The 24,320-nt window shown below is 71.0% G+C and carries 20 protein-coding genes; 16 read left to right on the top strand and 4 right to left on the bottom strand.

The window, feature by feature from the left end:
* Positions 1–13: 13 nt before the first annotated feature.
* Positions 14–925 (bottom strand): TIGR01777 family oxidoreductase, encoded by a 912-nt coding sequence (locus tag G7A98_RS15705; RefSeq protein ID WP_163650622.1) that lies wholly within the window; start codon positions 923–925, stop codon positions 14–16.
* A 126-nt stretch (positions 926–1,051) separates the two neighbouring features.
* Here G7A98_RS15705 and G7A98_RS15710 point away from each other — a divergent pair, with 126 nt between their 5' ends.
* The 9 genes from G7A98_RS15710 (at position 1,052) to G7A98_RS15750 (ending at position 9,948) form a co-directional block, all read left to right on the top strand.
* Positions 1,052–2,092: an FAD-dependent oxidoreductase gene (locus G7A98_RS15710; protein ID WP_163650623.1), complete on the top strand. Its 1,041-nt coding sequence runs from the start codon at positions 1,052–1,054 to the stop codon at positions 2,090–2,092.
* Positions 2,085–2,465 (top strand): CbiX/SirB N-terminal domain-containing protein, encoded by a 381-nt coding sequence (locus G7A98_RS15715; RefSeq protein WP_163650624.1) that lies wholly within the window; start codon positions 2,085–2,087, stop codon positions 2,463–2,465. Before G7A98_RS15710 ends, G7A98_RS15715 begins: the two co-directional genes overlap by 8 nt.
* A gap of 123 nt (positions 2,466–2,588) precedes the next feature.
* A complete protein-coding gene (locus tag G7A98_RS15720; protein ID WP_163650625.1) occupies positions 2,589–3,500 on the top strand; it encodes a MerR family transcriptional regulator in 912 nt (303 codons plus the stop codon).
* A gap of 34 nt (positions 3,501–3,534) precedes the next feature.
* On the top strand, positions 3,535–4,950 hold the full coding sequence (phrB, locus tag G7A98_RS15725) for a deoxyribodipyrimidine photo-lyase (protein ID WP_163650626.1): 1,416 nt from the start codon (positions 3,535–3,537) through the stop codon (positions 4,948–4,950).
* A gap of 353 nt (positions 4,951–5,303) precedes the next feature.
* The gene (locus G7A98_RS15730; RefSeq protein WP_163650627.1) at positions 5,304–5,732 is read left to right on the top strand and encodes a nuclear transport factor 2 family protein; all 429 of its coding nucleotides are present in this window, start codon (positions 5,304–5,306) and stop codon (positions 5,730–5,732) included.
* A gap of 25 nt (positions 5,733–5,757) precedes the next feature.
* A complete protein-coding gene (locus G7A98_RS15735; protein WP_163650628.1) occupies positions 5,758–6,555 on the top strand; it encodes an SDR family NAD(P)-dependent oxidoreductase in 798 nt (265 codons plus the stop codon).
* A complete protein-coding gene (locus G7A98_RS15740; protein WP_163650629.1) occupies positions 6,552–7,865 on the top strand; it encodes an FAD-dependent oxidoreductase in 1,314 nt (437 codons plus the stop codon). The genes G7A98_RS15735 and G7A98_RS15740 overlap by 4 nt, the downstream gene beginning before the upstream one ends.
* Positions 7,862–8,680 carry a DUF1365 domain-containing protein gene (locus G7A98_RS15745; protein ID WP_163650630.1) on the top strand — a complete coding sequence of 273 codons (819 nt, stop codon included), beginning with the start codon at positions 7,862–7,864 and terminating at the stop codon, positions 8,678–8,680. The genes G7A98_RS15740 and G7A98_RS15745 overlap by 4 nt, the downstream gene beginning before the upstream one ends.
* Positions 8,677–9,948, top strand: a complete 1,272-nt coding sequence (locus tag G7A98_RS15750) for a cyclopropane-fatty-acyl-phospholipid synthase family protein (RefSeq protein ID WP_163650631.1) — start codon at positions 8,677–8,679, stop codon at positions 9,946–9,948. The genes G7A98_RS15745 and G7A98_RS15750 overlap by 4 nt, the downstream gene beginning before the upstream one ends.
* Positions 9,949–9,973: 25 nt before the next feature.
* On the opposite strand, the gene G7A98_RS15755 is transcribed toward G7A98_RS15750, so the two are convergent.
* Complete coding sequence (locus G7A98_RS15755) at positions 9,974–11,803, bottom strand: EAL domain-containing protein (protein WP_163650632.1); 1,830 nt, start codon at positions 11,801–11,803, stop codon at positions 9,974–9,976.
* A gap of 219 nt (positions 11,804–12,022) precedes the next feature.
* On the opposite strand from G7A98_RS15755, the gene fabA reads away from it, so the two are divergent.
* Together fabA and fabB are read left to right on the top strand one after the other, a co-directional pair.
* Positions 12,023–12,538 carry a 3-hydroxyacyl-[acyl-carrier-protein] dehydratase FabA gene (gene fabA, locus G7A98_RS15760; RefSeq protein ID WP_163650633.1) on the top strand — a complete coding sequence of 172 codons (516 nt, stop codon included), beginning with the start codon at positions 12,023–12,025 and terminating at the stop codon, positions 12,536–12,538.
* Positions 12,539–12,551: 13 nt separating this feature from the next.
* The gene (fabB, locus tag G7A98_RS15765; protein WP_163650634.1) at positions 12,552–13,769 is read left to right on the top strand and encodes a beta-ketoacyl-ACP synthase I; all 1,218 of its coding nucleotides are present in this window, start codon (positions 12,552–12,554) and stop codon (positions 13,767–13,769) included.
* Between the two features lie 77 nt (positions 13,770–13,846).
* Here fabB and G7A98_RS15770 read toward each other — a convergent pair whose 3' ends face one another.
* Together G7A98_RS15770 and G7A98_RS15775 are read right to left on the bottom strand one after the other, a co-directional pair.
* Positions 13,847–14,602, bottom strand: a complete 756-nt coding sequence (locus G7A98_RS15770; RefSeq protein ID WP_163650635.1) for a lysophospholipid acyltransferase family protein — start codon at positions 14,600–14,602, stop codon at positions 13,847–13,849.
* Positions 14,599–15,471 (bottom strand): sugar nucleotide-binding protein, encoded by an 873-nt coding sequence (locus tag G7A98_RS15775; protein ID WP_163650636.1) that lies wholly within the window; start codon positions 15,469–15,471, stop codon positions 14,599–14,601. Before G7A98_RS15775 ends, G7A98_RS15770 begins: the two co-directional genes overlap by 4 nt.
* Before the next feature lie 192 nt (positions 15,472–15,663).
* Between G7A98_RS15775 and G7A98_RS15780 the strand changes: the two genes are divergently transcribed.
* The 5 genes from G7A98_RS15780 to G7A98_RS15800 all read left to right on the top strand — a co-directional run bounded on the left by G7A98_RS15780 (position 15,664) and on the right by G7A98_RS15800 (position 24,132).
* Positions 15,664–16,527 carry an SMP-30/gluconolactonase/LRE family protein gene (locus G7A98_RS15780; RefSeq protein ID WP_163650637.1) on the top strand — a complete coding sequence of 288 codons (864 nt, stop codon included), beginning with the start codon at positions 15,664–15,666 and terminating at the stop codon, positions 16,525–16,527.
* A gap of 257 nt (positions 16,528–16,784) precedes the next feature.
* Positions 16,785–17,642 carry a hypothetical protein gene (locus G7A98_RS15785; RefSeq protein WP_163650638.1) on the top strand — a complete coding sequence of 286 codons (858 nt, stop codon included), beginning with the start codon at positions 16,785–16,787 and terminating at the stop codon, positions 17,640–17,642.
* 319 nt (positions 17,643–17,961) lie between these two features.
* Positions 17,962–19,122 (top strand): DUF4214 domain-containing protein, encoded by a 1,161-nt coding sequence (locus G7A98_RS15790; RefSeq protein ID WP_163650639.1) that lies wholly within the window; start codon positions 17,962–17,964, stop codon positions 19,120–19,122.
* A gap of 122 nt (positions 19,123–19,244) precedes the next feature.
* Positions 19,245–21,773, top strand: a complete 2,529-nt coding sequence (locus G7A98_RS15795) for a glycosyltransferase (protein ID WP_163650640.1) — start codon at positions 19,245–19,247, stop codon at positions 21,771–21,773.
* Complete coding sequence (locus G7A98_RS15800; RefSeq protein ID WP_163650641.1) at positions 21,757–24,132, top strand: glycosyltransferase; 2,376 nt, start codon at positions 21,757–21,759, stop codon at positions 24,130–24,132. The genes G7A98_RS15795 and G7A98_RS15800 overlap by 17 nt, the downstream gene beginning before the upstream one ends.
* The last annotated feature ends 188 nt before the right edge of the window (positions 24,133–24,320 follow it).

A 24,320-nucleotide genomic window follows, 5' to 3' on the forward strand; every position in this document is an offset into this window, starting at 1 on the left:
TATCGGTACGGAATCAGCCCCGACGCTGGCCACCCGAAAGAATCGCGGCGAGGGCGGCGTCGAGCGTCTCGTAGTCGAAGCGAAAGCCGGCGTCGAGCAGCCGGCGCGGGCGCATGTCCGCGCCGGTCAGCAGCAGGCGGGCCATCTCGCCCAGCGCCAGTTCGAGCAGCCTGCCCGGCACCGGCAGCAGCGCCGGGCGATGCAGCCGGCTCGCCAGGGTGCGGGTGAACTCGGCGTTGGTCACCGGATGCGGGGCCGAGGCGTTGAAGGGGCCGCTCAGGTCATCCCGCCCGAGCAGGAACTCGATGCTGCGGACGTGATCCTCGCGGTGGATCCACGGCATGAACTGGCGGCCGTCGCCGAAGCGCCCGCCCAGCCCCAGCCGGAACGGCGGCAGCATCTTCGCCAGGGTGCCGCCGCCGGCGTCCAGCACCAGCCCGGTGCGCAGCAGTGCCACCCGCACGCCGGTCGACTCGGCCTCGCGGGCCGCCGCCTCCCACTCGGCGCACAGCCGGTGGGCGAACTCGTCGTGGGGCGGCGTGTCCTCGTCCACGACCCGCTCGCCCTGAGCACCGTAATAGCCCATCGCCGAGCCCGAGACCATCACCCGGGGCGGCGTGTCGGCCGAGCGGCACAGCGTCACCAGCTCGCGGGTGATGGTGACCCGGGAGTCGACCAGGCGCCGCTTCTGTGCCGCGCTCCAGCGCTTGTCGGCGATCGGCTCGCCGGCCAGGTTGACGATCGCCTCGACGCCGGCATCGCGGAAGTCGAGCACCCGGGAGCGGATCGCGGTCGCCGACGGCAGCACCCGGGCCGCCGCCTCGGGGTCCCGGGACACCACCGACAGCGTGTGGCCGGCCGCGGCCAGCCGCTCGGCGAGCCGACGTCCCACGAAGCCGGTCCCGCCGGTCATCAACACATGCATCGGGCCTCCTTGGCTCGGCTGAAGCCGAGTTATACAGACGTTGTACGCTTTGCTAGTCTAGTCGGCGCAGTGCGCCGCCGACCACCTGCTCGGCGGCCTCTTTCGCCCCGCACAGGAGAGCCTCGCATGACGGTCGCCCCGCTTGCCATCATCGGTGCCGGCATCGCCGGTCTGGCCTGCGCCCGCGCACTCGTCGACCAGGGCCGGGCCGTGCAGCTCTTCGACAAGGCCCGCGGCCCCGGCGGCCGCCTGGCCAACCGTCGCATCGGCGAGACGGTCTTCGACCTCGGCGCCCAGCACTTCACCGCGCGCCACCCGACGTTTCGCCGGGCCCTGAGCGCCTGGCGGGATGCCGGCCTCGTCGCCCCCTGGCCGACCCGCCCGTGGCGGGTCAGCGCCGATGGATGGCAGCCGGCGAGCGCCGCCGAACGCTTCACCGCCGTGCCGCGCATGAGTGCTCTGGCCCGGCATCTGGCACAGGGGCTCGATGTCCACACCGGGCAGCGAATCACCGCCCTGCAATCGACCCGTGACGGCTGGTGGCTCGAGACGGAGTCCGGCGCGCACCATGGCCCCTTCGCCGGCGTGGTGCTGGCGCTGCCGACGCCCCAGGCCGCCGCGCTGCTCGGCCCGGTCGCCCCCGAACTGGCGGCGGCCTGCACGCAACGCCCGATGACACCCTGCTGGGCCGCCTGCGTGCGGTTTTCCACGCCACTGCCGGCACTCGACGCCCCGGCCCCGGACTGGCAGACGGCGGCCTTTCTGACGGGCCCGACGCGGACGCTGCATCGTGCCATCCGCAATCACACCAGGCCCGGCCGCCACGCCCAGGGCGAGAGCCTGACCCTGCTCGCCGATGTGGCCTGGAGTGTCGAGCACCTGGAGGACGACCCCGCCACGGTGGCCGACGCCCTGCTCGCCGCCTTCGCCGCGCAGTACCCCGCGCCCCTGCCCGCCGCCGAGTGCCTGACGGCGCACCGCTGGCGCTACGCCCAGCCGGCCGCGGCGGACACCGGCGGATCCGGCTATCGGCTGGGGGCGGACGGCCTGGCGCTGTGCGGCGATGCCTGGCGGAACGGGCGCATCGAGGACGCCTGGCTGTCCGGCCACGCCCTGGGCCATCACCTGGCCACCCATTCCGCCGACAAGGAGAACCTGCATGCATGATGCCCTGATCCTGCTCGCCCACGGGTCCCGCGACCCGCGCTGGCGCGCCCCCTTCGACAGCCTGGGCGAGGGCCTGGCCGAACGCCTCGAACGCCCGCTGCGCCTGGCCTACATGGAACTCTGCGAGCCGTCGCTGGACAGCGTCGCCGCCGAGCTGGCCGCGGCCGGCTGCCGCCGCGCCGAGATCCTGCCGCTGTTCTTCGCCGCGGGGCGCCACCTGCGTGAGGACGTGCCCGGCCAGCTCGAGCGCCTGAACGCCGCGCATCCCGAGCTCACGCTCACGCTGCTGCCGCCGGTGGGCGAGCACCCCGCCTTCGTCGACGCCCTGGCGGCGATCATCGAGAGTCGCGCAGATCCCGTGGCGTCACGGTAGAATGGGCGCGGATACGATTTGTACAATACGGTTGCCTTGTACAATTATCTCCCCCATTCTCTAGATGACAACGGCCTCCGGGAGGCGTGCCGTGTCGTTGGACTGCAAGAGGCCCCAGTGCGCATGAGTGACAAGTCAACGGATCCGACCGGCGCTCCGCTGTATCCGATTCGCGAAGTTTCCCGCCTGACAGGGGTCAACTCCGTCACCCTGCGGGCCTGGGAGCGACGCTACGGCCTGATCCGTCCCCAGCGCACCCCCAAGGGGCACCGCCTCTACGCCCGCGACGACATCCAGCGTGTCGAACGCATCCTGCAGTGGCTCAACCGCGGCGTGCCGGTCAGCCAGGTGCGCGACCTGCTCGACCAGCCCGAGACGCCCCCCGAGCCCCTCACCGACGACGGCGGCGACTGGGAGGGCCAGCGTCGGCAGCTGCTGGCCAGCATCGAGGCGCTCGACGGCGCCCGGCTGGAATCGCTGTTCAATCAGGGGCTGGCGCTCTACCCCGTCGCCACCTGCCTGCACGAGCTGTGGCAGCCGCTGATCGGCGAGCTCGAGGAGCGCTGGGGCGACCAGCTGGGCGCCGGTCTGCAGCGCCAGTTCCTGAGCGCCTTTTTGCGCACCCGCATCGGTACCCGCCTCTACCACGCCAACCTCCGCGCCAGCGGCGCCCTGGTGGTGGTCGCCTGCCTGCCCGACGATCCCGGTTCGCTGTGGTCGCTGCTGTTTGCGCTGGCCGCCGCCGATGCCGGCTACCGGGTGCAGCTGTTCGACGCGCCGCTGCCCCAGGGCGACTGGCCGCTGGCGGTGGAGCGCCTGCGCCCGTCCGCCGTGGTGATGCTCAGCGGTCGCGCCGAGCGCAACGACCTGCTGCGTCGCCAGCTGCCGCGGCTGGCCGACCAGCTGCCGGTGCCGGTGTGCCTGGCCGGGCCGGTGACCCGCATCCGCGCCGGCGACATCGAGGACACCGCGCTGGAGACCCTGGGCGATCAGCCCACCATGGCGCTCGAGCGGCTGCGCCCGCTGATCGGCTGAACGTCCCACGCCTTGCACCCGCAGGAGTGCCCCCATGGCCCGTCAACTCGTCTGGTTCCGCAGTGACCTGCGCACCCTCGACAACACGGCCCTGGCCGCCGCGGCCCGCCGCGGGCCGGTGATCGCCGTGTTCCTGCACTGCCCGTCGCAGTGGCAGGCCCATGGCCACGGCGCCAACAAGATCGACTTCCTGCGCCGCGGGGTGGCGGCGCTCGGCGAGGCCCTGGCCGGCTACCATATCCCGCTGCTGCAGCGCGACATCGGCGACTTCTCGGCCGCCGCCGAGACCCTGCTGGCCATCGCCCGCGAGCATGACGTCGCCGCGCTGCACTTCAATCGCGAATACCCGCTGAACGAAGCCCGGCGCGACGCCGCCGTGCAGGCGGCCTTCCGCGAGGCCGGACTGGCCAGTCACGCCTGGACCGATGCTGTGGCCTTCGAACCCGGCGAGCTGCTGACCGGCCAGGGGCACTACTACAGCGTCTTCACCCCGTTCGCCCGAGCCTGGCACCGCCAGATCGACGCCGAACGGCTGGCCCTGCGCGACGCGCCGACCGTGCAGACCGCGCTGCCGATCGCCGCCGAGGCGCTGCCGGACGCGCCACGCCTGGCCGACACGCCGGTGGACGCCCGACTGTGGCCCGCCGGCGAGACGGCCGCCGCCGACCGACTGGCACGCTTTTTGCGCTACCGGGCGCGCCACTACCATGAGCAGCGCGACCTGCCGGCCATCGCCGGTACCAGCGAGCTCTCGCCCTACCTGGCGCTGGGCATGCTCTCCCACCGCCAGTGCCTGCAGGCGGCGATGGCGGAAAACGGCGGCCATCTCGGCGACGGCGACGCCGGCCTCACCGGCTGGATCAACGAGCTGGTCTGGCGCGAGTTCTACCAGCACATCGTGGCCGGTTTCCCCGCGGTCTGCCGCCACCGCCCCTTCCAGCGCCACACCGAGGCTCTCGCCTGGCGCGACGATGACGATGCCTTCCGCGCCTGGTGCGAGGGACGCACCGGCTACCCGCTGGTCGACGCGGCGATGCGCCAGCTGGTGCGCACCGGCTGGATGCACAACCGCCTGCGCATGGTCACCGCCATGTTCCTGACCAAGCACCTGCTGATCGACTGGCGGCGTGGCGAGGCCTTCTTCCTGCGCCATCTGGTCGACGGCGAGTTCGCCGCCAACAACGGCGGCTGGCAGTGGGCGGCCTCCACCGGCACCGATGCCGCGCCCTACTTCCGCATCTTCAACCCCACCACCCAGTCGCGGCGCTTCGACCCGGACGGGCGCTTCCTCGCCGAATATCTGCCCGAGCTCGCCGAGCTGCCCGCCAAGGCGCGACACGCCCCGCCCCGCGATGCCCCGGGAGCGGCCGACTATCCGCCACCGATCGTCGACCACAAGGCGGCCCGGGAACGTGCCCTGGCGGCCTTCAAGGCCCTGCCCAGGAGCTAGATGTGATCTCTCGGCAGGTTGTTCATCCGGAGCCTGGCCGTGGGAGCGACTTCAGTCGCGATGGGTCGGCCACCGGGCTCCACCGCCGGGGCCCAATCGCCGCCCACAAGCTCCTCAATCAGGCCGGCCAGCATGGCCACCGTCGTGGTGGGAGCGACTTCAGTCGCGATGAACCCGCCATCGGGCCACCGCTGTCGGGGATGAATCTCCGCCCACAGGTGACTGCGGCGGGCCGGCCAGCCTGGATGCTCCTGCGGTTAGCCGGTCGGGCCTTTGCGTGAACAACCTGGTGGGGCTACACCGCTAGCTCCGCTTTCTCCCGGCCGATTCCGGCCCACACCCCGGAGGCGATGATGACCCGTGACTCGTCCCTGGAGGCCTTCTGCGCCTTCTACAATAAATTGGACAAAACCTGTACAAATCGACTCGCAGAGTTTTACACTGAGGACGTCAGCTTTCGCGATCCCTGGCACCACATCGAGGGACGGGAGGCACTGATCCGCTACTTCGACACGCTCTACACGCGGGTCGGCGACTGCCGCTTCACCTTCGCGGAACGCCTGCACGACGGCGATCGGGCCTTCGTCCGCTGGACCCTGACGGTGACGCATCCGGCCCTGGCCGGGGGGCGCCCGGTCACGGCGGACGGTTGTTCGTACCTGCGCTTCGAGGCCGAGCGGGTCCGCGAGCATCACGACTACTTCGATGCCGGTGCGCTGCTCTACGAGCACGTACCGCTGCTCGGCGGCGCGATCCGCTACCTGAAGCGCCGCCTGGCCTGACCGGTGGCGCGAGGAGGAGGTCATCATGCAGGGACTGTCCGGCCGGCGGCGCATCTGGCTCGTCGGCGCCAGCTCCGGAATCGGCGAGGCACTCGCCCGCCGGCTCCTCGAGCAGGGTCACCGGGTGGCACTGAGTGCGCGCCGCCGGGAACCGCTCGAGCGCCTGGCCGCTCACTACCCGGGCGCGCTGGTGCTGCCCTGCGACCTGACCGACCCTCGATCCGTCCACGAGGCCGCCGACACGCTCGGTACGCACCTCGGCGGCCTGGACGTGCTGCTGCATGTCGCCGGCACCTGCGAATACCTGGACGTCCGCCGCTTCGATCCGGCGCTGGTGGAGCGGGTCTTCGCGATCAACTTCCATGGCGCCGTGCGGGTGATCGACGCCGCCCTGCCGCTGCTGCGCCGCGCTCGCGAACAGTCGGGCTCGCGCCCGCTGCTGGCCGCGGTGTCGAGCGCCGCCGCCTACCTGCCGCTGCCCCGGGCCGAAGCCTACGGCGCCTCCAAGGCCGCGCTCAGCCACTTCCTCGAGTCGCTGCGCATCGACCTGGCCGACGAGGGCATCGACATCAGCCTCGTGCATCCCGGCTTCGTGGCCACGCCACTGACTGAACGCAATGACTTCGCCATGCCGCTGCGCATCGACGCCGATGCCGCCGCCCGGACGATCCTCGACGGTCTGGAGCGCCGCCGTCTGGACATCCACTTCCCGCGCCGCTTCACCGCTCTGGTGAAGCTGGCCGGCCTGCTGCCGCCGGCGCTGCGGCTGCGCCTGGGCCGGCGTCTGGTACGCCGCCGGCACCACACGGAGGCCGTCTCATGAGTCACGCCCAGCACATCGCGGTGGTCGGCAGCGGCATCAGCGGCATGGCCGCGGCCCACTACCTGTCGGCCCGCCACCACGTCACGCTGTTCGAGGCCGGTTCGCGCCTCGGCGGCCATACCGCCACCGTCGATGTCACACTCGGCGGCCGCGACTATGCCGTGGATACCGGGTTCATCGTCTTCAACGACCGTACCTACCCGCACTTCAACCGGTTGCTGACCTGGCTCGGCGTGCCCGCCCGGCCCACCGAGATGAGCTTCTCGGTGCACGATGCCCGGCGTGACTTCGAGTACAACGGGCATACCCTGGCCACGCTGTTCGCCCAGCGCCGCAACCTGCTGCGGCCGCGCTTCTACCGCATGCTCGCCGACATCCTGCGTTTCAACCGCGAGGCGACGCACGATCTCGACAGCGGCCGCCTGGACGCATCACTCACCCTCGGCGCCTACCTGGACCGCAACGGCTACGGCGCGGACTTCCGCGAGCGCTACCTGCTGCCGATGGGCGCGGCGATCTGGTCGGCGAGCATCGCCGAGCTCGACGCCTTTCCGCTGGCGTTCTTCGTGCGCTTCTTTCACCACCACGGCCTGCTGTCGATCGACGACCGGCCGCAGTGGTACACCATCCCCGGTGGCTCACGGCGCTACATTCCCGCCCTGACGCGGCCCTATGCCGAGCGCATCGAGCTCGACTGCCCGGTGCGATCGATCCGCCGCGACGCCGACGGCGTCACCCTGAGCACGGGCCGCGGCGAGGCCCGCTTCGACCAGGTGGTGCTGGCCTGCCATGCCGACCAGGCGCTGGCGCTGCTCGCCGACCCCAGCCCCGCTGAGCGCGAGATCCTCGGTGCCCTGCCCTATCAGGACAACGACGTGGTGCTGCACACCGACACCCGGCTGCTGCCGCGCCGGCGCCGCGCCTGGGCGAGCTGGAACTACCGCCTGGACGGTCGCGGCGACGAGGCCCGGGCCTCGGTGACCTACGACATGAACCGCCTTCAGGGACTCGAGGCGCCTCGCACCGTCTGCGTGACCCTCAACGACACCGCCAGCATCGATCCCGCGCGCATTCTCGGCCGCTACCGCTACGCGCATCCGAGCTTCACCCTCGCGGGCATCGCCGCCCAGGCGCGCCACGCCGAGATCTCCGGCATCGCCCGGCGCACCCACTATTGCGGCGCCTACTGGCGCAACGGCTTCCACGAGGACGGGGTGTGGAGCGCCTGGCGGGTCGCCGCGGCCCTGGGCACGGCGCCGGAGGCCGCAGCCTCACCGGCCGCCGCGTCCACCAGGGAGGCACCGGCATGAAGGCGCCCCCACGCAGCCGCCTCTATCGTGGCGAACTGCGCCATCGGCGCGTCGTGCCGCGCACGCACGCCTTCACCTACCGGCTGTGGATGCTCTGGCTGGAACTCGACGAGCTGCCCGCCCTGTTCGACGGCGTACCCGGCTTCAGCGCCCGCCGCCTGGCCCTGGCGCGCTTTCGCCGCGAGGACTACCTCGCCCCTCGCGACCGGCCGCTGGACGAGGCGGTGCGCGAGCGCCTGCGCCAGGAACTGGGCGACACGGTGGCGGCCCGTGCCGACGGCCGCATCGCCATGCTCACCCAGCTGCGCCTGTTCGGCATGGCCTTCAACCCGATCACCCTCTATTACGTCCACGACCGCGACGGCCGGCTGCGCGCCCTGCTCGGCGAGGTCACCAATACCCCCTGGGGCGAGCGCCGGGTCTACGCCTGCGAGGTCGATCCCGCCCGCCACAGCCATGCCGCCCACTTCACCAAGGCGCTGCACGTCTCGCCGTTCAACCCCATGGACATGACCTATCACTGGCGCTTCAACGCCCCGGGCCGGTACCTGTATATGCACATGGAGGCCCACCGCGCGGGAGTCCGGCACTTCGACGCCACCCTGACTCTCGAGGGGCAGCCGGCGACCCGCGCCGCGCTGCTGGGCACCCTGGCCCGCCATCCGTTGATGAGCCTCAAGACCGTCGCCGCCATCCACTGGCAAGCCCTGCGCCTGTGGCTCAAGCGCACGCCCGTCCATGACCACCCCGGCGGCGGCCGCTGCGCCCGCAAGCCCCCCGACGCCGGCGCCGCCACCGAGGAGAGCCGACCGTGACCTCACTGCGCCCCCTTCCCCTGCGCCGCCCGGCCGCCCAGCGCGACGGCTGGCTGCTGCGCCATCTCAAGCCCCGCCTGCTGGACCGCCTGGATGCCCTCGAGGGCGGGCGACTGCTGCTGATCGACGGCGACACCCGCCACCGCCTGGGACGTGGCGGCGACCTGAACGTGACCGTGGTGCTGCACCGCCAGCGGGCCTGGCGACGGCTGGCGCTGGGCGGCACCGTGGGGGCCGCCGAGGCCTACATGGACGGCGACTGGGAAACCGACGACCTGGTCGCCCTGACGCGGCTGTTCGCCCGCAACATCGCCCACGTCAACGCCCGGGTCGAGACCGGCAGCGCGCGACTGGCGAAGCTCGCCCTGCGCGGGTTCCATGCCCTGCGCCGCAACACCCGGCGCGGCGCGCGGCGCAACATCCAGGCGCACTACGACCTCGGCAACGAGCTGTTCGCGCTGTTCCTCGACCGCGAGCACCGCATGTACTCCAGCGCGCTGTTCCCCACGGCCGACGCCGACCTGGAAACGGCCTCGACCCGCAAGCTCGACCACCTGCTCGACAAGCTCGACGTGCGCGCCGAGCATCACCTGCTGGAGATCGGCACCGGCTGGGGCGGGCTGGCGCTTCACGCCGCACGTACCCGCGGCTGCCGGGTGACCACCACCACCCTGTCCGACGAGCAGTACGCCGACGTCGCCGCGCGCATCGCCGCGGCCGGGCTCGAGGATCGCATCACGCTGCTCAGGCAGGACTATCGCGAACTGCAGGGGCGCTTCGACCGGCTGGTCTCGGTGGAGATGATCGAGGCCGTGGGCCATCAGTACCTGCCCGCCTACCTGGCGACGCTGGACCGGCTGCTCACCGACGACGGCCTGGCGGCGCTGCAGGCGATCACCATCCACGACCAGCGCTACACGGCGGCCCGACGCGAGGCGGACTTCATCAAGCGCTACATCTTCCCCGGCGGCTTCCTGCCCTCGCACACCGCGATTCTCGAGGCCATGACCCGCCACAGCACGCTGAACCTGATCGACCTGGAGGAGATCGGCCCCCACTACGCCCGCACCCTGGGCGAGTGGCGGCGGCGCTTCGAGGCCCGCCTCGACACCGTGCGCCGGCTGGGCTACGACGAGCGCTTCATTCGCCTGTGGCGCTATTACCTGAGCTACTGCGAGGGAGGCTTTCGCGAACGCACCATCGGTACCTGCCAGCTGCTGCTGGCCAAGCCCGGCGCCCGCCCGGCGCCGCGGACCGGCACGCCATGACGGGTCACGGGTGGAGACGGGAGGATCAGGCAGTCTGCAGGGCGCGCAGGTAGCGGGCCTCGACTTCCGCCGCGGGCTGGGGCCGGGCGAACAGGAAGCCCTGGGTATACAGGCAGCCCTCGGCGATCAGGAAGTCGCGCTGCGGCTCGGTCTCCACGCCCTCGGCGATCACCTCGAGCGACAGCCCCCGGGCCATGGCCAGCACCGCCGCGACGATCGCCGCATCGGCGACATCCTCGGGCAGCGCGCGGATGAAGGCGCGGTCGAGCTTGAGCTTGTCGACCGGCAGGCGCTTGAGGTAGGCCATCGACGAGTAGCCGGTGCCGAAGTCGTCGATGGCGATGGGATGGCCCTGGGCGCGCAGCGCCTCGAGTCGCGGCGAGACGTCGCCGGCCCGCTCGTCGAGCAGCACCGACTCGGTCAGTTCCAGCCCCAGCAGGGCGGCGGGCACGTGATGGCGCGTCAGCGCCGCCGCCAGTCGCGCCTCCAGGTCGCCCTGGATCAGCTGCAGTGCCGAGATGTTGACCCACACCGGCACCCGCGGCATGCCCACAGCCTGCCAGTTGGCCAGCTGCGCCACGGCGCGATCGATGACCCAGTTGCCCAGCGCGGCCATCAGGCCGTGACGCTCGGCCAGCGGGATGAAATCCCCCGGCGAGATCATGCCCTGCTGGGGATGGCGCCAGCGCAGCAGCGCCTCCATGCCCACCAGGCCGCCGTCCTCGAGACGATGCTGGGTCTGGTAGTACAGCTCGAGCTGGTCGCCCTGGGCCAGCGCACGGCGCAGCTCGTTGACCAGTTCCAGCTGGCGGTCGCCCTCGACCTCCAGCGACGGCCGGAAGCGCCGGTTGTGATTGCGGCCATGGCGCTTGGCGGTATAGAGCGCCGACTCCAGGCGCTGGAACAGCACCCCCGAGTCACGGCCGTCGTCCGGGGCGCGACAGCTGCCGATGGTCAGCCCCAGGCGCAGCGCATTGCCGGCGATGTCGAACGGCTCGCACAGGTGATCGCGCAGGCTGGTCACCCACGCCTCGTGGTCGTCGAAGGTGGTGGTGCGGATGACCATGAACTCGTCGCCGCCCAGCCGGCCGACCACGCCGCCGGCGACGAACGCCGCCAGGCGCTGGCCGAAGCGCGCCAGCAGCCGGTCGCCATCGTCCACGCCCAGGGCGTCGTTGATCGCCTTGAAGCCGTCGATGTCGATCAGCGCCAGGTCCAGCCCCTCGCCGGCGCGCAGGCGGTTGAGCCGCGAGGTCAGCAGGTCGTGCAGCCGGCGGCGGTTGGGCAGCCCGGTCAGCGGGTCCTCGAAGCCGATGCGGCGCAGGTCCTGCTCGCGGGCCTTGTGACGGGAAATGTCGGTGAACAGGCCCACATAGTGGCTGACCCGGCCCTTGGCATCATGGCAGGCCTGCATGCGCAGCCATTCGGGAAACTGGTCGCCGTGCTTGCGCTGGTTCCAGATCTCGCCCTCCCAGCGCCCGGTGGCCTGCAGGGTCTGCCAGTAGCGCTCATAGAAGGCCTTGTCGTGGCGCCCCGAGGAGAGCATCGAGGCGTCCATCCCCAGCACCTCATCTCGGGTGTAGCCGGTGATCTCGGTGAACGCCGGGTTGATGCCGAGGATGCGGTTGTGGCGATCGGCGATGATCACCCCGTCGCCGGAGAGCTTGATGGCCTCCTCGCTGAGCCGGCGACGCTGATGTTCCCGATGGATCTGCCGCCAGCCGTCGACCAGCGCCACGGCGACGATGCCCAGCGCCGCCAGGCGCAGGCCGAGCAGCGGCAGCCAGGCCATCGCCGACAGGGCGGCCAGCCCCATCCAGCTGGTCGGGCGGTTAAGCGTGAAGGCGGGCCACATGGTGTCTCATCGTGCGGTGTCTCGAGGCGGAGAAAACCCGGGCATCATGCCCCGCTCGCGAACACCGGCGCAAGCCGACCTCCGTCCAAAGGGGCGTTGCGCCGGCGGCCGGCGCCCACTAGCCTTGGGGGCCGGCGTGCATTCGCTTCACGCTGCCAGTAGACTAGGCGCGTCGCGCAGAGTGCGGGGCACAACAATTCTGACTCTCGGAACGACTCAGTGAGCAAGCAACACTCCTTTAGTTACGAAGAACTGCTGGCCTGCAGCCGCGGTGAGCTCTTCGGCCCGGGCAACGCCCAGCTGCCGGCGCCCAACATGCTGATGCTCGACCGCATCTCCAGCATCCAGGAAACCGGCGGCGAGCACGGCAAGGGCGAGCTGATCGCCGAGCTGGATATCCATCCGGACCTGTGGTTCTTCGATTGCCACTTCCCCGGCGATCCGGTGATGCCCGGCTGCCTGGGCCTGGACGCCATGTGGCAGCTGGTCGGCTTCTACCTGGGCTGGCTGGGGCACCCGGGCCGTGGCCGCGCACTGGGCTGCGGCGAGGTCAAGTTCTCGGGCCAGATCCTGCCGGACGCCGGCCAGGTCACCTATCACATCAACATCAAGCGGGTGATCACGCGGCGGTTGATCCTGGGCATTGCCGATGGAACCGTGTCGGTCGACGGCCGGGACATCTACCAGGCCAACGACCTGCGTGTCGGTCTGTTCACCTCCACCGCGAATTTCTGATCAGGAGGCTTCCATGAGACGAGTGGTAGTCACCGGCCTGGGCATCGTTTCCTGCCTGGGCAATGACCAGCACCAGGTTCTGGACGCGCTCAAGGCAGGGCGCTCCGGCATTCGCTTCAAGGACGAGTACGCCGAGCTGGGCTTTCGCAGCCAGGTGGCCGGCGTGGTCGACATCGATCTCGACGCCCTGGTCGACCGCAAGCAGCGCCGCTTCATGGGCGATGCGGCGGCCTATGCCTACGTGGCGATGGCCCAGGCGATCGAGGACGCCGGGCTCACCCCCGAGCAGGTGTCCAACGAGCGCACCGGGCTGATCGCCGGTTCCGGCGGCGCCTCCAGCGCCAACCAGGTCGAGGCGGCGGACATCCTGCGCGCGAAGGGCCTGCGCCGCGTCGGCCCCTACCGCGTCACCCGCACCATGGGCAGCACGGTCTCCGCCTGTCTGGCCACGCCGTTCAAGATCAAGGGCGTGAACTACTCGATCTCCTCGGCCTGCGCCACCTCGGCGCACTGCATCGGCAACGCCGTCGAGCAGATCCAGCTCGGCAAGCAGGATGTGGTCTTCGCCGGCGGCGGCGAGGAGGAGCACTGGACCCTGTCGTGCCTGTTCGACGCCATGGGCGCCCTGTCCACCGGCTACAACGACAGTCCCGAGAAGGCCTCGCGCCCCTACGACAAGGACCGCGACGGCTTCGTCATCGCCGGCGGCGGCGGCATGGTGGTGCTCGAGGACCTCGAGCACGCCAAGGCCCGCGGCGCGACGATCTACGCCGAGGTAGTCGGCTACGGCGCCACCTCCGACGGCTACGACATGGTCGCCCCCTCCGGCGAGGGCGCGGCGCGCTGCATGCGCCAGGCCATGGCCACCGTCGACGGCGACATCGACTACATCAACACCCACGGTACCTCCACGCCGGTCGGCGACGTCGCCGAGCTCAAGGCGATCCGCGAGGTGTTCGGCGATGCCACGCCGGCGATGAGCTCCACCAAGTCGCTCACCGGCCACTCGCTGGGCGCCACCGGGGTCCAGGAAGCGATCTACTCGCTGCTGATGATGAAGAACGACTTCGTCGCCGCCTCGGCCAACATCGAGTCGCTCGACGATCAGGCCGACGGCTTCGACATCGTCACCCGGCGCCGCGACGGCGTGACCCTGGAGCGCGTGCTCTCCAACAGCTTCGGCTTCGGCGGCACCAACGCCTGCCTGGTGCTGCAGAAGTACCGCGACTGAGCGACGCTCGCTCCCGCCGAACCGAGACGCCCGGCCAGTCGGCCGGGCGTCTTGCATTGTGCGCTTTCGTCAACCGCTCACGCCGAGGCGGTATCCTTCCGGGTGGCCGCCGCCGGACGCGGCACCTCGGAGATCTCGGCCAGCCGCGCCTCGATCCAGCTCTCGACCTCGACCAGCACCTCCTCGGGGGTACGTCCCTCGGTGGCGATCGGCTCGCCGACCACCACCGACAGCCGCCCCGGGTTCTTGACCCAGTGCCGCCCCGGCCAGCGCTCGCCGGCGTTGTGCGCCACCGGCAGCACCGGCACCCCGGCGCGACAGGCGATCACCGCGCCGCTCTTGTTGTAGCGCCGCCGCACGCCGGGCTTCACCCGGGTGCCCTCGGGAAAGATCAGTACCGACAGCCCCTCGCCCAGCCGCCGCGGGCCCTGGGTGAGCACCTGCTTCATGGCCCGCGCCGGGCGGGAACGGTCCAGGGCGATGGGATGCAGCAGACGCAGGGCCCAGCCGAACAGCGGCAGGCGCAGCAGCTCCTGCTTGAGCACGGTGCACACCGGCGGCTTGAGCACCTGCAGGAACAGCGTCTCCCACTCGCACTGGTGATTGGCGAGGATCACCACCGGCCCGGCGGGCACGTTGTCGCGGCCGCGGATCTCGTAGCGCACGCCGCACACCCGGGCGAACCAGCCGACGATGAAGTGGTTGTAGAGGTTGAGCAGGCGATAGCGTCCGGCCAGCGGCAGCAGCGGCGCCACCGGCAGGCACAGCAGCCCGAAGACCAGGATCGCCAGGAAGTAGCCGACATAGAAGATCGCGCTGCGCAGGGCGTTCATGACACCTCCTGGCTGTGGTAGGCCTGGCACCAGGTATCCAGCATGCGGCCCAGCTCGAGGCGCCATGGCTTCTGGTGCACGCCGAAGGCATCCAGCACCCGGCGGCAGTTGAGCACCCGGCGCAGCGGCTGGTCGTGGTGATGGTTGAGCGCCTTGAGCCCGCCCAGCGTCACCGCGCAACCCAGCCCCTCGAGGCGCGTGGCCAGCTGGGTACGCACCACCGAGGCGAAGGTGTAGATGCTCACCGGCTCGGTGCCGGCCAGGTGATAGGCGCCCCAGGCCCTTGCGCCACAGTCCAGCTGCTGGAGCATGCCGACCAGCGCCAGCGCCACCGAGTCCACCGAGGTCGGGCAGACGATCACGTCCTCGGCCGCGCGCACCGTCTCGCCGGCCATCAGCTGGTCGATCAGTTCATTGAGCCAGGCCCCGCGACCCTCGAGCGCGAACAGCGGCCCCAGCCGCACCAGCAGATGACGCGGCAGGCCGGCGCGAATCCGGTTGCCGGTCTTGACCAGCCGCCGCAGGTTATCGTCGCGGGGCTCGGGAATCATGTGCTCGTCGATCGGCGTCTCGCCGCCGTCCTCGTAGAGCTGGTCCGACACGCACCACACCAGCGGCACGTCGGCCACCTGACAGCTTTCCAGCGACGCCTCGACGGCCTCGGCATGGGCCATCACCGTCGACGGATCGGCGCTGCTGGGCTCCACCAGCGGCGGGATCACCACGGCGTCCGGCGCCAGCTCCGCCAGCCGGCGCGGCGACAGCGACACGCCCTCCTCGATCACCAGCTCGGTATCCCCGCGCCGGTTGGCCTCGCGCGCCAGCGCCAGACTCAGGCAATGGCCGGCATCCAGAATCAACAACTTCACGGCGCTTCCTTTTCTCGAATTGGCTCGGCGCCACCCGCCCGGCGGGCGCACCCCCAGCACCTGTCTCCTGCCCGGTACCCGGCAGCCGGCACCCGGTTGCCCGGCGCCCGGTTGCCCGGCGCCCGACATTTCCATCGGCGCCCCGATCCGTCAGGCTACGCCCTTCGACCCGACACCATCGAGGAATCGCCCATGTCCGACACCCCGCACTGCCTGTGGCCGGGCCGCGCCCGGCTCGGCGAAGGCCCGTTGTGGTCCCGCGAGCTGCGGCGCCTGCTGTTCGTCGACATCCTCGGCAGCCGGCTGATGAGCCACGACCCCGCCACCGGCGACACCCGGAGCTGGCCGCTCGACGAGGCCTGCTGCTGGCTCGCCCCGCATGCCGACGGCGGCTTCGTCGCCGGGCTGCGCACGCGCCTGGTGCGCCTGCACCTGGACGCCGACGGCCCGCGCCTCGGCGAGACGCTGGCCTGCCCCGTCGCCGACGCCCCGGGGCACCGCCTCAACGACGGCAAGGCCGACCCTGCCGGGCGCCTGTGGTTCGGCATCATGGACGAACACGAACAGGCCGCCAGCGGCCGGCTGCTGCGTCTCGACGCCCGCGGCCTGCACCGCGTCGACGCGCCCTACACGGTGACCAACGGCCCGGCGATCGGCGCCGATGGCCGCACGCTCTACCACACCGACAGCCCGGCGCGCACGATCTACGCCTTCACCATCGACGCCGACGGCAACCTCATCGACAAGCGCGTGCATCGGCGCTTCGCCGAGGCGGACGGCTACCCCGACGGCATGATCCTCGACGCCGAAGGCGGCCTATGGGTCGCCCACTGGGACGGCGGCCGGGTCAGCCGCTTCCTGCCCGACGGTCGCCGCGACCGGGAGATCGCCCTGCCCGCCTCGCGGGTCACCTGCTGCACCTTCGGCGGCGACGACCTGGGCACCCTGTATATTACCACTGCTGCCGTCGGCTGCGATGACCAGCCACAGGCCGGCGCCCTGTTCGCCGTGCGCCCGGGGGTCACGGGCCTGCCGGCCTGCGTGGTGACAGCGTAATCATGCCGTGTTGCGATGTCCCCGGCTCACAGGGGCTCCATCGCAGCGGACCGTGCCACGCCAGCCATACCCACGCCGACCCCGGTCAGATGCCAACAAAATGACATATCTTGCAGACAACGGCTGGTTTTCCAGGCTTTGCATGTAGGAGATCTCTGACAGTATGGGTTGAGCGGTTACACCCTCCATTTGTTTGAGTTAGCATCACCCGCAAGCTGTCCGCAGTTTACTTAACTAAACTTCATCGAAGCGCACCCATGCCTCAACCAGCCGATATCAACGACGCCATCGCGGTACGTACCGTGCTCAAGGCTCTCAAGCCGGGGCTATACGTCATCCGTTACATCGCCGCACAGGGGGCGACCGAAGCCACGCCGCTGGGCGTCGGCCAGGCGCCGCTGTACCCCTCGGGCCAGTTGTCCATCACCACGCCCGACGGCGGTACAGAAGGAGCGCTGCAGCGCCCCGGCGACTACCTGGTTCTCAATGTCACCGGCGGCAACGTCGTGGTGGCCATCAGCAAGTACGCCCCCAAGCCGCTGCTCGACACGGCGGGCGTGCACTGGCGTATCGAGCCGTTGGCACAGGCCAGCCAGCAAGCCCCGGCCCCCCGCCTGGAAACCGCCGAGGCATTCTCTCTTACCGGCCACATCGAACGCCGTGGCGATGTCACCGTGGGCAATGGTGAATGGCTGGGCAATCCCGAAGGCCGGGCACGCCTGGAAGGCGTTCAGATCGACTGGCCGACACGCCCCGCCACGGTCGACATCAGCGGCTGGTGCCAGGTAGGGGAGCACCGGCTGAACGGCCAGGCCGGAGACTACCTGGGGACGCGTCGACGTGCCGCGCCGATTGCAAACATCGGCTTCCAGCTGCAAGGCGCCGAGACAGAGAACTACCGACTGACCGGTGAAGCCGCGTATTCCGATGGCACGCGATTGCCGCTCGACGGCACGCGACGGCCGGCGGCCGGGGCGCACCTGGTGGCCCTCAGGCTGCACCTTCAGCACCGGGTCCGCGAGGCGCACCGCGAACAGCCAGCGCCCCCGCAGCGTTCATCCTGGCTGGACCCCGAGGTCACGCACATCACCACGGATGACACCCAGGAGGCGTGAAACAGCGCCTTCATCGAAAGCGCGGAAGCTGACAGGTAAAACAGACGCTCGCGATGAACGATGCCCGATCCCGAGCGTTTCCCCCCAAGGCTCATCACCGAAACAATCGACAACGGGCCGCCAGGGGCTCGAGGCGCTGCCCAGGTCTCGACGACACGGCCCCGAGCCCGACGACAAGTATGGCGCATGCGTGCTGATCGCCGTGTGCGGCCGCGCAGGCAGCAACCACGCACGCGCGATACGGGCCGGCCCAGCGCCGGCATTTCAGTGTGAGCTCGCAAGGGCTCATGAAAAGGGAATCCACGAAAGGGGTTAAGCAATGGCCCAGCAGTATGCTTCTATTCAAGAGGCGACTGACAAGGTAGAAGCCGCTCATGGCTCAGAGCTGAAGGCAGCGATTGATACGCTGCTACAACCTGATAGCTCTGCCGAGCAGGTCGAAACTGTCGCCGATCTACAGAGCAGCAATGCCGACGCGCTGTTCATCAACCTGGGGGATGGCGAAGGGCGCGGCACGACCGACAGCCCGCTCAACTTCGACGACTCCGGTCGCGATTCAGGCCGCGCCTATGTCTTCGACGGAGCCCAAGGGTATGTCGCCCACTTCAACACCGTCGATCGCGTAATCGTCGGCTCCGACGGCGACGACCAGTTCACCGTCGACGGCGACCACAACACCACCATCGATGGCGGCCTGGGCGACGACACCCTGATCACCACCGGCGGTGACGACAGCGTCAGCGGCGGCGCGGGCAACGACACCATCGATGCCGGTGCCGGCAGCGACACCGTGCGTGGCGGCACCGGGGACGACTCCATCGATGGCGGCGCCGGCAGCGACACCATTCACGGCGGGGCCGGCAACGACTCCATCGCCGGTGGTGCCGGTGACGACAGCATCTACGGTGGCGGCGGCGACGACACCGTCGTCTTCGACGGCAACGCGGCAGACTACACGATCACCCAGAAGGGTGCGGTCGTGACCGTGGTCGACAACACCACCGGGGAAAGCGACTCGCTGGTCAACGCCGAGAACCTGCAGTTCGCCGACGAGAACCAGATCATCGAATACGATGACAACGTTTCTGCCCTGGCCACGCTGTATGACACCGCCCTCGAGCGCGATGCCGACCAGAGCGATGCGGACCTGGGCGGCATGCAGTACTGGACCGAACAGCTGCAGTCTGGCGCCCGGCTGGGCGACGTCGCCGCCAGCTTCGTTCTGTCCGACGAAGGCCAGGCCCTGTACGGCGATATCCCGCTCGACCCGAGCACGCCGACGCAAATCACCGACACGGTCAATGCCTTCTACCAGGCCTTCCTGGATCGCGACCCGGATGCCGAGGGCGCGCAGTACTGGTCGGATGAATTCGCGAAAGGGGCTTCCCTGAGCGATGTCGCCAACAGCTTCGTCGAGTCCGACGAGTTCAACAACAACCTGCAGCAGCAATCGCCTTCCGACTGGGACTTCCTGGTCTAAGCACGGCTACGCGTCTGGCGGGGGGAGTCTTCCCCCCGCCTTTGTCACCTTGCAGGCCCGCTTCCCGAGCCGTTGACGACGGTTCGGGAAGCGCGCCTTGTGTTGTTCCGATGGACCGTTTCGTGGCAGATACCTTCAACCGTCTACATCGCGAGCTCCAGACCCGGCTGGCCGCGGGCGACAGCGACAGCGTCCTCGACGTCGCCCGCGGCTTGCTGGGCGACCCCCGCACGCGAGACGACGCCCTGCTCTGGATGGGCCTGCTGGCCGCACGTGCGCCTGCCGCCGAAACCGTCGATACCGGTCTGGCCGCACTGGCCTCGCTCGTCCTGAAGAACGAGGACGTCTCGGCCCTGCGGCTGCTCGAACGGCTGGCCACGATCCGCTCGCCACGCGCCGGGGATGCCAAGGCCTGGCGAGCCCTCGCCTCGGTAGCCGCCGCGGAGGCCTACCGCAGCGAGCCGACCCGTCCCGACCTGCTGGTTGCCCATGCCACGCACCTGGCCGACGCCGCCTCGCCGGCGCCCCTGCGCCAACTGCTGGCCCGTCACGCCCCCCAGCTGAACGCTCCCGATGAGCTGCGCCGGCTGGCGCCCCTCTTTCAACGGGCCTTCGGCTGGCCGTTCGGCGCGATCCGCCAGGCCGGGGAGCGCCTCCAGGGCTGGTGCCTGATCGCGCCCGACACCCCGACGCCGACACTGACCCTGCAGGCGGGCCAGCGCCGCATCGCCTTCACCGCCACCCGGCGACACCCCCTGACGCTCGAGGGCGATGAGCGTGTCGACTGCCTGCGCTTCGAGCTGGCCCTGCAAGGGCAGGCCGAGTCGCTGGCGGTCAGCATCGCCGATGCCGAGGGCCAGCCTCGCCAGCTGGTCGGCGGCCCGCTGAGCCTGCAGGACACCCGGCCGCCGCACCGCCGCCCCGACGCCTCGCTGCCGGCCGAAGACGCTGAGCCTCAGCGTCGCGCGGTCACCGTGCTGGTCCCCGTGTATCGAGGCCTCGAGGTGACGCGCCGCTGCCTGGACAGCGTGCTCGCCCACCGGGCGGCCAACCGGGCCTTCCAGCGCCTGGTGGTAATCGACGATGCCAGCCCGGAACCCGAGCTCGTCGCCCTGCTCGACGCCTACGCCGCGCGCGGCGACATCGAACTGCACCGCCAGCCGCTCAACCGGGGGTTCATCGGCACCGTCAATCACGGCCTGGGCCTGCACACCGCCGACGACGTGGTGCTGCTCAACAGCGATACCCGCGTGCACGGCGACTGGCTCGACCGGCTGCAGCACACCGCCTATCGTCACGCGCGTACGGCCTCGGCCACGCCGCTTTCCAACAACGGCGAGCTGCTCAGCTACCTGGCCCCCTGCGACCCCGCGCCGGCCCCCGACGACGACGCCCTCGCCCGGCTCGACCGCGCCGCCAGCCAGGCCAACGGCAACGACGCCACCCGTGACGCACGCCTTCCCACCGGCTGCGGCTTCTGCCTCTACCTGCGCCGGGATGCCCTCGACGCCCTCGGCGGGCTCGACCCGACCCTGATCCGTGGCTACGGCGAGGAGTCCGACTGGTGCTACCGCGCCGCCGCCCAGGGCTGGCACCATCGCGGCGCGCTCGATGTCGTCGTCGCCCACGAAGGCGGCGTCTCGTTCGGCGCCGAGAAGCGCCTGCGCGTCATGCAGAATCTCAGTGTCCTCGAGGCACGCTACCCGCAGGCCGAACGCGCCTTCACGGCCGCCTTGCAGCGCGATAGCCTGCTCCCCGGGCGCCGGCGCCTGTGGCGACACTGGCTGCGCACCCAGCCAATGGAAGCACTGCGCGATCTGGACGCCCCGGCCACCCTGCCGCTGTGGCCCAGCCTGGCCCATGCCGAACGCGCCCTGGACACCGCCGATACCCAGGGGCAGCGGGGCATCGCCCTGGCCCTCTCCCGTCAGCGCCAGCGGCTGACCCTCACCGGCAACGTGCCGCATCGCTGGCGGCTCGACTACACGCTGCCCGACGACCGCGCCCTGCTCGTCGACGACCTTCACGCCCTGGGGATGACCGCCATCGACGCCCGGGACGACAGCGTGCCGAACTGGCTCGAGCGCTGGCTGCCGGCCTGGTGCACGCCGCGGCCACGCTCGTACGCCGAGCCCCCGGCCCTGGCCCCGGCCATGCCGGGCATCGCGGCACAAACGCCCCGCCTGCTCGCCGTCGCCGGCACGAGCGCCAGCCTCAGCCAGCCGCGCTTCGTGAACTGGCTGCAGGCCCAGGCGCGCGAGCCCCGTGGCGCCCGCCTGCTGCCGCTGCGGCGCGCCGCCTGGCCGGCCTCCGCCTGGCGCAGCGGCCACCTGTTCCCGCTGCCCCTGGCCGAGAGCCGCTACCGCGAACGGGTCGACCTGCTGCGCCATTACCTGCCCCTGGCCGGCGTGGTGCTGCTCGACACCACGCCACTGACCCTGGCCGATGCCCGCTGGCTGGACACCGCCGAGCGGCCCCTCCCCTGGTGGCTGCCCGAGGACCTGGCCGACACGCTGCCCGCCGACGCCCAGGTGGCCGCCGACGGCGGCTCGCGCCCGATTCACCGCCTCGCCCTGGCGCGCCACGGGTCGCCCCGCCGCCGTGGCCACCCTGCAACCACCCCGGAGAGCCACCATGACGGCATCGTCTGACGGCCAGGGCCGGCTGACCGGCCTTTACGGCAACCTGCTCAAGGGCTGGGCCTGGGACGCTGCAGCCCCCGGCCGCCGCTGGGCCGTCGCCATTCACGGCGACGGCCGCCCGCTGGCCCTGGCCCAGGCCGAGGACTTCCACCCCGAGGCCCCCGGCGATGGCGCTCACGGCTTCAGCGTCGTGCTCAGCGATACCCAGCTCGACGCCTGCCGGCAGCTGACCCTGACGCTCGCCAATGCCGAACGGCCGCTCGACACGCTGACACTGCCCGCTGCCCCGCCGGCCAACCGCACCCCCGAACACTCGCGCGTGCACTGGCAACCCGGGCTGGTGCTGCGCGGCTGGCTGGTTGACACCCACGACCCACAGCGCCAGGCGAGCATCGAGGTCCACGAGCAGGGGCAGCGGATCGCCCGCACCACGCCGACCCGCTGGGACGCACTTCCCACGCCCGCCGGCGAGCCCCACGAGCGCGTGGAAGGGGGCTTCCAGATCCGCCTGCCGCTGTCGCTGGCCGACGGCCGGCGCCATGTGCTGACCGTGCGCGACGACCAGGGGCGCGAGCTGGCCGGCAGCCCGGTGGTGATTCAGGAATGGCCCGAAGGCCTGGCCCACTGGCAGGCGCACGCCGCGACCGAGAGCCAGCGCACGCTGCTGACCCGCCAGCTGGAGCGCTACGAGCAGTTGCTGCCGCGGGGTGTCGATCCGGCGGACTACCCGGCCTGGCTGGCGGCCTTCCCGGTCACGCCACCCGAGGCGCCCTCGCGTTCGGGGCCGGTCACGGTCGGCGTGATCCAGCTCGGCAGCGGCGCGCTGCACCTGCCCGACACGCCCGCGCTCGGCGTGCGCACCTGGGTCATCGATGCCCCCGACGATACGCACGCCTACCAGCAGGCCCTCAGCGATGCCTGCCGACGCTGCGACGCCATCGCCCAGCTCGAGCCCGGCGACCGCCTGGCCGAGGGCGCGCTCGCCCGGGCCTGGCAGGTGCTGCACGAGCAGCAAGCGGCGATCGTCTACAGCGACTTCGACGCCCCCGCGCGCCAGCCCGATGCCCCGCGCCAGCCGGGCTTCCTGCCCGCCTGGGACCCGGACCGCCACTGGTGTCAGGATTTCCTGAGTGCCGGGCTGTGCCTGGTACGCAGCGACGTGCTGCGCGACCACCCGCGTCCGCCGGCCACCCCCGATGAGCTCACCTATGCCGCCGTGGAATGCTGCGACGCCGAAGCGATCTGGCACCTGCCCGAGCCGTTGCGCCACCGCGCCCGCCCCTGGGCGGAAGACGGCCTTGCCGACGCCCCCTGCGCCGCCGAGCACCTGGAACGGCTGCAGGCCCGGCTGGCGCACCACGATCCGCTCGCCACGCTGGCCGCGCACCCCGCTCATCACAGCCTGCGCCGCCTGACCCGCCGGCTCGACGATTGGCCGGCGGTGGCGCTGATCGTCCCCACCCGGGATGCCCTGGGGCTGCTCAAGCGCTGCCTCGATACCCTGCTGGCGCACACCGACTACCCGGGCCAGGTGCACGTGCTGATCGTCGACAACCAGTCGCAACGCCCCGAGACGCGGGCCTACTTCGCCGAACAGACCGCCGCGGGCACGCGCCCCCTGGGCCGCAGCGGCGGGCGCCTCACGGTCGAGGTGCTGGCCTACCCGCATGCCTTCAACTATGCCGCCATCAACAACGCCGCCGTGGCCCATCTGACCCGCACCCACGGCGAGGCCGCCGCCCCGGTCATCGGCCTGCTCAACAACGACATCGAGTGCCTGCACGACGACTGGCTGTGCCGCCTGGTGGCGCTGCTGATGCGTCCCGGCACCGGCGCGGTGGGCGCCAAGCTGCAATGGCCCAACGGCATGGTCCAGCACGGCGGCGTGATCGGCGGCGTGCACGGCCTGGCCGCCCACATCGGCAACGCCTGGCAGAACGACGACGCCGGCCACCTGGGCATGAACCACCTGACCCAGCGTTTCTCGGCCGTGACCGCCGCCTGCCTGCTGATGCGCCGCGCCGACTACCAGGCGATCGGCGGACTGGACGCGCGCGACTTCCCCGTCGGCTTCAACGACGTGGACCTGTGCCTGAAGCTGCGCGCCCGCGGCCAGGCCGTGGTCTGGACGCCGGAGGCCCGGCTGATTCATGCCGAGTCCGCCACCCGCGGCAAGGACGAAAGCGCCGAGAAGGCCGCCCGCGCCCAGCGCGAGATGGCCAACCTGCGCCGCCGCTGGAGCCAGGCGCTGCTCAACGACCCGGCCTACAACCCCAACCTCTCGCTGGACACGGCCTCGGACCCGTTCACCAGCCTGGCCCTGCCCCCGCGAGAGCGCCGCGCCCGTAACGCCCGACTCCCGCGTTAACCGCCGGCGGCAGACACCGCAAAACGCCTCACGGACGAGGCCACGACACCCGCGCGGCCGCGCTTAGGCGAGACCTTCAGAAGGCCTCGCCCGGCGGTAGCGTGCCCGAACGCCCGTAGCCCGTAGCCCGTAGCCCGTAGCCCGTAGCCCGTAGCCCGTAGCCCGTAGCCCGTAGCCCGTAGCCCGTA

The sequence above is a fragment of the Modicisalibacter sp. 'Wilcox' genome (assembly GCF_010993675.1).
GTDB lineage: Bacteria > Pseudomonadota > Gammaproteobacteria > Pseudomonadales > Halomonadaceae > Modicisalibacter > Modicisalibacter tunisiensis.

Bases quoted from the DNA above. Each gene is read 5' to 3' on its own strand.
- G7A98_RS15705 (WP_163650622.1), bottom strand. From the start codon at position 925: ATGCATGTGTTGATGACCGGCGGGACCGGCTTCGTGGGACGTCGGCTC.
- G7A98_RS15710 (WP_163650623.1), top strand. From the start codon at position 1,052: ATGACGGTCGCCCCGCTTGCCATCATCGGTGCCGGCATCGCCGGTCTG.
- G7A98_RS15715 (WP_163650624.1), top strand. From the start codon at position 2,085: ATGCATGATGCCCTGATCCTGCTCGCCCACGGGTCCCGCGACCCGCGC.
- G7A98_RS15720 (WP_163650625.1), top strand. From the start codon at position 2,589: ATGAGTGACAAGTCAACGGATCCGACCGGCGCTCCGCTGTATCCGATT.
- phrB (WP_163650626.1), top strand. From the start codon at position 3,535: ATGGCCCGTCAACTCGTCTGGTTCCGCAGTGACCTGCGCACCCTCGAC.
- G7A98_RS15730 (WP_163650627.1), top strand. From the start codon at position 5,304: ATGACCCGTGACTCGTCCCTGGAGGCCTTCTGCGCCTTCTACAATAAA.
- G7A98_RS15735 (WP_163650628.1), top strand. From the start codon at position 5,758: ATGCAGGGACTGTCCGGCCGGCGGCGCATCTGGCTCGTCGGCGCCAGC.
- G7A98_RS15740 (WP_163650629.1), top strand. From the start codon at position 6,552: ATGAGTCACGCCCAGCACATCGCGGTGGTCGGCAGCGGCATCAGCGGC.
- G7A98_RS15745 (WP_163650630.1), top strand. From the start codon at position 7,862: ATGAAGGCGCCCCCACGCAGCCGCCTCTATCGTGGCGAACTGCGCCAT.
- G7A98_RS15755 (WP_163650632.1), bottom strand. From the start codon at position 11,803: ATGTGGCCCGCCTTCACGCTTAACCGCCCGACCAGCTGGATGGGGCTG.
- fabB (WP_163650634.1), top strand. From the start codon at position 12,552: ATGAGACGAGTGGTAGTCACCGGCCTGGGCATCGTTTCCTGCCTGGGC.
- G7A98_RS15770 (WP_163650635.1), bottom strand. From the start codon at position 14,602: ATGAACGCCCTGCGCAGCGCGATCTTCTATGTCGGCTACTTCCTGGCG.
- G7A98_RS15780 (WP_163650637.1), top strand. From the start codon at position 15,664: ATGTCCGACACCCCGCACTGCCTGTGGCCGGGCCGCGCCCGGCTCGGC.
- G7A98_RS15785 (WP_163650638.1), top strand. From the start codon at position 16,785: ATGCCTCAACCAGCCGATATCAACGACGCCATCGCGGTACGTACCGTG.
- G7A98_RS15790 (WP_163650639.1), top strand. From the start codon at position 17,962: ATGGCCCAGCAGTATGCTTCTATTCAAGAGGCGACTGACAAGGTAGAA.
- G7A98_RS15800 (WP_163650641.1), top strand. From the start codon at position 21,757: ATGACGGCATCGTCTGACGGCCAGGGCCGGCTGACCGGCCTTTACGGC.